The sequence below is a fragment of the Peribacillus sp. NPDC058002 genome (assembly GCF_042886655.1).
In the GTDB taxonomy this organism is placed as follows: domain Bacteria; phylum Bacillota; class Bacilli; order Bacillales; family DSM-1321; genus Peribacillus; species Peribacillus aracenensis.
This window is the reverse complement of sequence record NZ_JBHVQU010000174.1, coordinates 1-7,719: the sequence shown is the minus strand read 5'-3', so window position 1 is coordinate 7,719 and position 7,719 is coordinate 1. Positions and strand designations below refer to the sequence as shown.

At 42.8% G+C, this 7,719-nt stretch carries 10 protein-coding genes; 8 read left to right on the top strand and 2 right to left on the bottom strand.

Features of this window, described 5'->3' with window-relative positions; translation table 11 throughout:
* The 8 genes from ACFVSH_RS20475 to ACFVSH_RS20440 form a co-directional block, all read left to right on the top strand.
* Positions 1–471: AMP-binding enzyme (locus ACFVSH_RS20475; RefSeq protein ID WP_483878310.1), on the top strand; the 471-nt coding region annotated here is incomplete at its 5' end.
* 12 nt (positions 472–483) lie between these two features.
* Positions 484–1,833, top strand: a complete 1,350-nt coding sequence (locus ACFVSH_RS20470) for an acetyl-CoA carboxylase biotin carboxylase subunit (protein ID WP_387598280.1) — start codon at positions 484–486, stop codon at positions 1,831–1,833.
* 38 nt (positions 1,834–1,871) lie between these two features.
* On the top strand, positions 1,872–2,084 hold the full coding sequence (locus tag ACFVSH_RS20465; RefSeq protein ID WP_076371237.1) for an acetyl-CoA carboxylase biotin carboxyl carrier protein subunit: 213 nt from the start codon (positions 1,872–1,874) through the stop codon (positions 2,082–2,084).
* Between the two features lie 17 nt (positions 2,085–2,101).
* Positions 2,102–3,001: a hydroxymethylglutaryl-CoA lyase gene (locus ACFVSH_RS20460; protein WP_387707553.1), complete on the top strand. Its 900-nt coding sequence runs from the start codon at positions 2,102–2,104 to the stop codon at positions 2,999–3,001.
* Positions 3,002–3,020: 19 nt separating this feature from the next.
* Entirely contained in the window at positions 3,021–3,803 is a 783-nt protein-coding gene (locus ACFVSH_RS20455) for an enoyl-CoA hydratase (protein WP_214786506.1), read from the top strand.
* A 23-nt stretch (positions 3,804–3,826) separates the two neighbouring features.
* Positions 3,827–5,356, top strand: coding sequence for an acyl-CoA carboxylase subunit beta (locus tag ACFVSH_RS20450; RefSeq protein ID WP_192204657.1), 1,530 nt, complete (start codon positions 3,827–3,829; stop codon positions 5,354–5,356).
* 126 nt (positions 5,357–5,482) lie between these two features.
* A complete protein-coding gene (locus tag ACFVSH_RS20445; RefSeq protein WP_387598287.1) occupies positions 5,483–5,647 on the top strand; it encodes a hypothetical protein in 165 nt (54 codons plus the stop codon).
* A 294-nt stretch (positions 5,648–5,941) separates the two neighbouring features.
* Positions 5,942–6,121 carry a hypothetical protein gene (locus tag ACFVSH_RS20440; protein ID WP_387707551.1) on the top strand — a complete coding sequence of 60 codons (180 nt, stop codon included), beginning with the start codon at positions 5,942–5,944 and terminating at the stop codon, positions 6,119–6,121.
* A 633-nt stretch (positions 6,122–6,754) separates the two neighbouring features.
* Here the strand turns inward: ACFVSH_RS20440 and ACFVSH_RS20435 are convergent.
* Together ACFVSH_RS20435 and ACFVSH_RS20430 are read right to left on the bottom strand one after the other, a co-directional pair.
* Positions 6,755–7,213 (bottom strand): dTDP-4-dehydrorhamnose 3,5-epimerase family protein, encoded by a 459-nt coding sequence (locus ACFVSH_RS20435; RefSeq protein ID WP_387598293.1) that lies wholly within the window; start codon positions 7,211–7,213, stop codon positions 6,755–6,757.
* Positions 7,203–7,719 (bottom strand): SDR family oxidoreductase (locus tag ACFVSH_RS20430; protein WP_387707550.1); only part of this gene is annotated, 517 nt, incomplete at its 5' end. The genes ACFVSH_RS20435 and ACFVSH_RS20430, both read right to left, overlap by 11 nt.

Genomic DNA, 7,719 nt, shown 5'->3' with positions numbered 1-7,719 from the left:
CAGAGGGGATACCATGTCATGAAGGGATATTATAATAACCCGGAGGCCACTGAGCAGGCGATTGACCGGGAAGGCTGGCTTCATACGGGAGATTTGGCCGTGATGGATGAAAGGGGTTATTGCAAGATTACCGGCCGGCTGAAAGATATGATCATTCGCGGAGGGGAAAATATTTATCCCCGCGAGATCGAAGAATTCCTCTATCAACATCCTGCAATTGTCGATGTCCAGGTACTCGGCGTTCCAGATCAGAAGTATGGGGAAGAGGTAGCGGCATGGATCATTCTGAAAGCGGGAGAAACCCTTACAGAGAAAGAATTGGTAGAGTATTGCAAAGGGAAAATATCTTTTCATAAAATTCCCCGTTACATTCAATTTACCGATGCTTATCCCATGACTGCATCCGGGAAAATCCAAAAGTATAAGCTTCGGCAACAAACTCTTGATCTACTATCGGAACGCACTAAATAAGGAGGGGATCAAATGATTCGAAAAATTCTTATCGCAAACAGGGGAGAAATAGCATCACGCATTATTCGTACATGCAGGAAGATGGGAATACTTACTGTCGCCGTCCATTCGGAAGCAGATGCGGATTCGCCATTTGTGGGATTGGCGGATGAGGCATATTTATTGGGTGGTCCGAGAGTACAGGAAAGCTATTTAAACGTCAATAAGATTTTGGAAATAGCTAAGAAAACGGGAGTGGAAGCCATACATCCTGGATACGGATTTCTTAGTGAAAATGCAGATTTCGCACGTTCATGCGAAGAAGCCGGCTTGATATTCATTGGCCCAAAACCAGAAATCATCCAGCAGATGGGCAATAAAGTCGAGGCACGGAAAAAGATGGAACAAGCGGGACTCCCATTGGTTCCTGGATTTTCACGTCCGTTAATTGATAGTGCAGAAGCGGCTGCCGTTGCCGAAAAGATTGGCTATCCAGTCATGTTAAAAGCAGCAGCAGGCGGCGGGGGAATCGGCATGCAGGCCGTTGCTAATGAAGATGAACTGACCAAGGCCTTCGAAGGGAATCAAAAACGTGCCCAATTGTTTTTTGGCAATGGAGATATGTTCATAGAAAAACTGATTGAGAAGCCTCGTCATATCGAAATTCAGGTATTGGCGGATTCCTTTGGGAACGCTGTTTACTTATGGGAAAGGGAATGCTCCGTTCAAAGGCGCCACCAGAAGGTCGTGGAAGAGGCTCCCTCTTCTTTCCTTGACGAAGAAACAAGAAACAAGATGGGAATGGCTGCAGTGAAAGCGGTAAAATCCATCGGTTATAGCAATGCGGGCACCCTAGAATTTTTAGTTGATGTTGATAAAAACTTTTATTTCCTGGAAATGAATACACGTCTCCAGGTTGAGCATCCTGTCACGGAAGAAATTACGGGACTGGATTTAGTCGAACAGCAAATTAAAATTGCCTCGGGCAATAAATTGGAATTCACTCAAAGTGAGATTAAACAGGATGGACACTCCATTGAAGTGCGCATATACGCTGAAGATCCGAAAACGTTTTATCCAGCACCGGGGAGAATCACCAGCATGAAACTTCCGGAAGGGGAAGGGATCCGTCATGAATTGGCGGTACATGGAACTTCCATCGTATCCCACTTTTATGATCCGATGATCGCCAAATTGGTAGTGAGCGGCGATTCAAGGGATAAAGCGATCAAGAGATTAAGAGAAGCGCTGGCAAACTATAAAATAGAAGGAATAAAAACAAACCTTCCTTTGCTTATGGAAATAATTTCTCATGAAGCTTTTTCTCAAGGAGATACGACTACGGATTTCATTACGAAATATATTAAAAAATTGACTGTATAACGCATATTTTAAAACATAATGATCAGGAGGAATGTAAAATGGCAGAATTAAAGGCAAGTATGGCTGGAAGCGTATGGAAAATCGTAGCGAATGAGGGGCAAAGTGTAACAGACGGACAGGACATCATTATCTTGGAATCGATGAAAATGGAAATCCCCATTGCAGCCGAAGAAGCTGGCACCATCAAAGAACTTAAAGTGAATGAGGGGGATTTCGTAAATGAGGGCGACATTTTGGCCGTCATTGAATAAAAGGACGGAGGGGTAAGATGAATTGGCCTGAAAAAGTGACAATTAAGGAAGTGGGCCCGCGTGACGGGCTGCAAAATGAAAAGGTCATGATACCTGCACAAAGCAAAATGGATTGGATCGATCAGCTCTCTGATACGGGATTAACTTCTATAGAAGTGACTTCTTTTGTCCATCCAAAGTGGATCCCCCAATTGAGTGATGCCGCACTTGTGGCTAAGGGAATAAAGCGCAATCCCGGTGTCACTTATGCGGCCCTTGTACCCAATCAAAGGGGATTGGAGTCGGCTCTTGAAGCTAATATCGATGAAATTTCAGTGTTCATGTCATCCAGTGAAACGCATAATCTTAAAAATATTAATAAATCGATCTCCGACACCTTTCCAATAATGAAGGATGTCATCGGGACAGCAGCAAACAGCGGAAAAACGGTCAGGGGCTATATTTCAACCGTTTTCGGCTGTCCTTATGAAGGGGAGATTTCTACGGAACAGGTTTTCCGTGTTTGTGATCAACTGTTTGAATATGGAATCGATGAGGTTTCATTGGGTGATACCATTGGGGTCGCATCTCCAAGACAAGTTGCCTTGTTCCTTGAACAGGCAGTAAAAAGATATGATACAAGCCGAATTGCCCTCCATTTTCATGATACAAGGGGTATGGCACTCGCAAATGTCCTTGAATCACTGAATTATGGTATTGACACTTTCGACTCTTCGCTCGGAGGTCTAGGGGGATGTCCGTATGCACCAGGTGCGAGCGGTAATGTGGCAACAGATGACCTGATCCATATGCTACATAAAATGGGAATTCAAACAGGAATCAATCCGGAAAAACTAATGAAGGCTGCGGCCATGATGCAAAGCTTTTTGGAAAAACCATTGCCTAGCCATCAGATGGCTGTTTATAACGCACAATAAGAGAAATTGAGGTGAATTTATGACTTCATTAGTGGAGATCAGTCATGAAGATAAGGGAATTGCCCTCGTGACTTTGAACCGGCCGGATGCTGCTAATGCTCTATCCACGGAACTTCTTCATTGCTTAGTCGAAGGGCTGTATGAATTGAAAAGAGATTCAAATTTACGAACGGTCATTTTAACGGGAGCAGGTGAAAAGGCATTTTGTGCAGGTGCGGATCTTAAGGAACGAGCAGGTATGAATGATGATAAAGTCAGGGAGACAGTCAAGTTGATTGGTGACACGATTACGGCTGTAGAAAACCTTCCAGTTCCAGTCATCGCCGCGATTAACGGTTCGGCTTTTGGCGGAGGGCTGGAGTTGGCACTCGCATGTGATATACGCATCGCATCGGAAACGGCCAAGGTTGGACTGACAGAAACATCTTTAGGCATCATCCCAGGCGCCGGTGGTACTCAGCGTCTTCCGCGGATAGTCGGGATGCCGACAGCGAAAGAACTGATTTATACGGCAAGGAGGTTGGATGCAAAAACCGCACATGCCTTGAAAATCATCAGTCATGTATATTCACCCCAACATTTACTTGAGGAAGCGAAAAAATTGGCTGGGGAAATTGCGGTCAATGCCCCATTAGCACTCAGGGCTGCAAAAGCGGCGATCAATCAAGGGGCTGAGACTAATTTGAAAACAGGATTGCAAATTGAAAAGGACTGCTATCAGACAACTTTAAAAACCCGTGACCGACTGGAGGGTCTGTCAGCATTCAAGGAAAAGCGCAAACCGGTGTTTAAGGGCCAATGATTTCAATTGAAGGAGGAACAGGAATGGTAACGACGGATAAACTAACCGAAACGGTTGAAACGATTAAAAAAGGCGGTTTAGAAAAATATCATCAAAAAAACGCTGAAAAAGGAAAGCTTTTCGTTCGTGAACGGCTAGAGCTGCTTTTCGATGAAGGGGTTGAAATAGAGGACGCTTTCTTTGCTAATTGTGCCAGTGATGGTTTGCCTGCTGATGGTGTAGTTACAGGCATCGGGAAAATCAATGGTCAAAGGGTCTGTGTCATGGCCAATGATTCGACTGTAAAAGCTGGTTCCTGGGGAGCAAGGACCGTCGAGAAAATCATTCGCATTCAGGAAACAGCTGAAAAGCTGCAGTTGCCCCTTCTTTATTTAGTCGATTCTGCCGGGGCACGAATTACGGATCAAGTAGAAATGTTTCCGGGACGCCGCGGAGCAGGACGAATCTTTTACAACCAAGTGAAGTTATCAGGAAAAGTCCCGCAAATTTGTCTATTGTTCGGTCCGTCTGCCGCAGGCGGGGCATATATCCCAGCTTTTTGTGATATTGTCGTAATGGTTGATGGCAATGCATCCATGTATTTAGGTTCACCGAGAATGGCAGAAATGGTCATTGGCGAAAAAGTAAGCGAAGAGGAAATGGGCGGGGCCAAAATGCATTGTTCTGTGTCAGGATGCGGGGATGTGCTTGTCAAGTCGGAGGAAGAATCCATTGCGTTTGCGCGCAGATACTTAAGCTATTTTCCAGGAAATTATCAAGAAAGACCTAAAAGCGTAAAACCTGAGCTGCCTGCGGATTTCGAAAAAACATTGGAAGAACTGATTCCCAAAAATCAGAATGCACCCTTCAATATGTATGACCTGATCGATAGGGTTATAGACAGGCAATCGTTTTGTGAAATCAAGAAACTATTTGCACCCGAATTGATTACTGGGCTTGCAAGGCTTAATGGACAAACGATAGGGATCATAGCCAATCAGCCGCGTGTCAAGGGCGGCGTCCTGTTCCATGATTCAGCTGATAAGGCAGCCAAGTTCATCAATTTATGTGATGCTTTCCATATTCCGCTGTTGTTCCTGGTGGATATTCCAGGATTCATGATTGGGACGAAGGTCGAACAGGCAGGAATCATTCGCCATGGTGCGAAAATGATTTCGGCCATGAGTGAAGCCACCGTTCCCAAGATTTCTGTCATTGTCCGTAAGGCTTATGGTGCGGGACTATACGCGATGGCTGGTCCCGCTTTTGAACCTGACTGCGTTCTTGCCTTACCGACGGCATTGATTGCGGTCATGGGGGCAGAGGCTGCGGTCAATGCAGTCTATGCCAATAAAATAAATGCGATGGAACCAGAGGAGCGCCCAGCATTCATCGAACAGAAGCGCAATGAGTATAATGAAGATATCGATATCTACCGCTTAGCCTCCGAAATGATTGTTGATGGCATCATCCAGCCAAATGACTTGCGAGATGAATTGAGTGCCAGATTTGAAGCGTATAGCAGTAAACAATTGACATTTACCGATCGTAAACATGGAGTCTATCCCGTTTAAAGAATACAATAAACAAGCCCGGCCATTTGAACTATATCCCGGATAACGGACACACATAAAAAAGTGTCCCTTATCCGGTTTTTTTTATGTTTCAAAAGGTGTAATGAGTATGGACGGAGGGTTTTTATGAGTGAGAATATATATATTTATACTGAATTTCAGATTAAAGAACTTGAAAAGAATCCAAATATCATAAGTGCTTCAAAGCGTTCTATTTCCTATAATCCTGAATTTAAAACAAAAGCTGTTAAGGAATATAAAAAGGGGAAATCCCTCTCTAAATTTTCATAGAACATGGATTTAATCTCGAAATAATTTGAATGGGAAAAACCTAAACGTTTTCTACATCGCCGGCGTGATACCTTTGAAAGGTTTGGTGAGGAAGGTTCCTTTTCGGAACGCCGTGGAAAAGGGAGCACAGGACGTCCTTCTTCCAAGCCATCTTCTGCATAGGATCAACTTAGAAAGGCCGAAGCGAGAATCAAATTCCTTGAAGCAGAAAATGACTTCCTAACAAAGCTGGGAAGAGTTAGAAAGGCGGGCGTTGAAAAAGAAATCATTCTAACTGCAGCTGAGATGTTCTATTTGATTGAAAGAACGATCAGGCGATACCAATTAAAGAAGGCTGTTTCCTATCTATGCAAATTGGCTGGTGTAAGTCGAGGTGGCTGCTATGATTGGATAAAGGCAGTTCCAACCCGTGAGCTACGCGGGGAACAGGATGATTTGGACATAGAACGAATCAAAAGAAAATCAGACGGTTGATGGCAAAATAACATCTCTTTGCACAAATCAGAAGGGCCAATTCGTATTGAAAGATGGCTAAGGCAACCAGAAAGGACCTTACTTGTCCAAACCTTCTTAATCGTCAATTCAAACAGAAGGAGCAAGGGGGAATTCTGCTTACAGACATTACATCTTTATTACTGAAAGGGGCAAAAAGCTTATTTGTCATGCGTAAAAGATGCGGCCACAAAAGAAATAGTTATGTATCATTTATCCACGTCGTTGGGTATGAATATTGTTTATGAAACATTAAACAAGCTAAGGCAGCCTGTAAATCACGAGTGCCATTCCTGTATTCTGACCAAGGATTCATTTACACCCATCCGATAATTCAAAACAAAGTGAAAAAACTTAGCCTAACCCAATCCATGATCCGTAAGGGAAACTGTTAGGATAATGCACATATGGAAAGCTTTTTTGACCACTTTAAAGATTGGGCAGAATATAAAACATGTACAAATTTAACGGATAGGAAGGAAGATGTAGATCGAGTTATTGAAGAATACAATGAGCATCGTTATCAATAGGGACTAAAAATACGGCCCCGGTACAATACCGGGACCACCTATTATCCTAACACTTTTTGCCCTAGGAAGTTTTTATATTAGTTCCTTATCTGTGTTTTGTTTCCCAAGCAAAATTAATTTCTTTATCATCCCAAGGAATTCTTTTTTCATCTGGTTTGGAAGCGTTATACGACTTTGTTGTACAATAAAGAACAGTTGCCGGCTTTTCGCCAAGCACGCGATAGCCGTGTGCCACACCTTTGGGTATGAGTAAAATACTTGGATTGTTTTCGCCCATATAATAAACATTCGTTTCACCCTTGGTAGCAGAGTGGTCTCTTAAGTCATGTAAAACTACTTGAGCATTACCTGATGAAAAAAACCAAAGGTCATCTTGCTCTTCATGGTAGTGAAATGCTTTAATAACACCTGGGTAAGATGTAGTCCATGATAGTTGACCAAAATGAGATAAAAGATTGTCATCATCTCTTACCACTTCTGCAAAAAAACCTCTATCGTCACAATGCTTAATTAACTTTTTGGAAATAACTCCCTCAATCCCCATATTCATCATCTGCCTTTTTTAAGTATTCATGTAAACCTTCTTTCCAATTTCGCAAAAAGAGTCCGTTGGAATTCAACTTTTTTTGACTTAAAACGGAATAATTGGGTCTGGGTGTTTTAAGCCCATATTCTTTTGTAGAAATAGGGATGACTACTGTCTGTGAATTTAAGAACGTAACAATTTCGGTTGCAAATTCAAACCAACTGCAACTTCCAGAGTTTGTGACATGATAAATGCCATGTGGTTTTGTTAGTAAATATATTAGTGCTATTCCAAGATCCCTAGTGTAGGTAGGACAACCGTATTGATCATGAACCACACGGATTTCTGATGAATGGCTGGCTAACTTCTTAATGGTATTGACGAAATTTTTCCCGTCATGTCCGTATAACCATGACGTTCTAATGATTGTGGAACTTTCATTAGCAGTTAATGCCAATTGTTCCCCTAGTAGTTTGCTTTTTCCATAAATTGTTTGGGGGTCAGGAGAATCCTCTTCTATATAG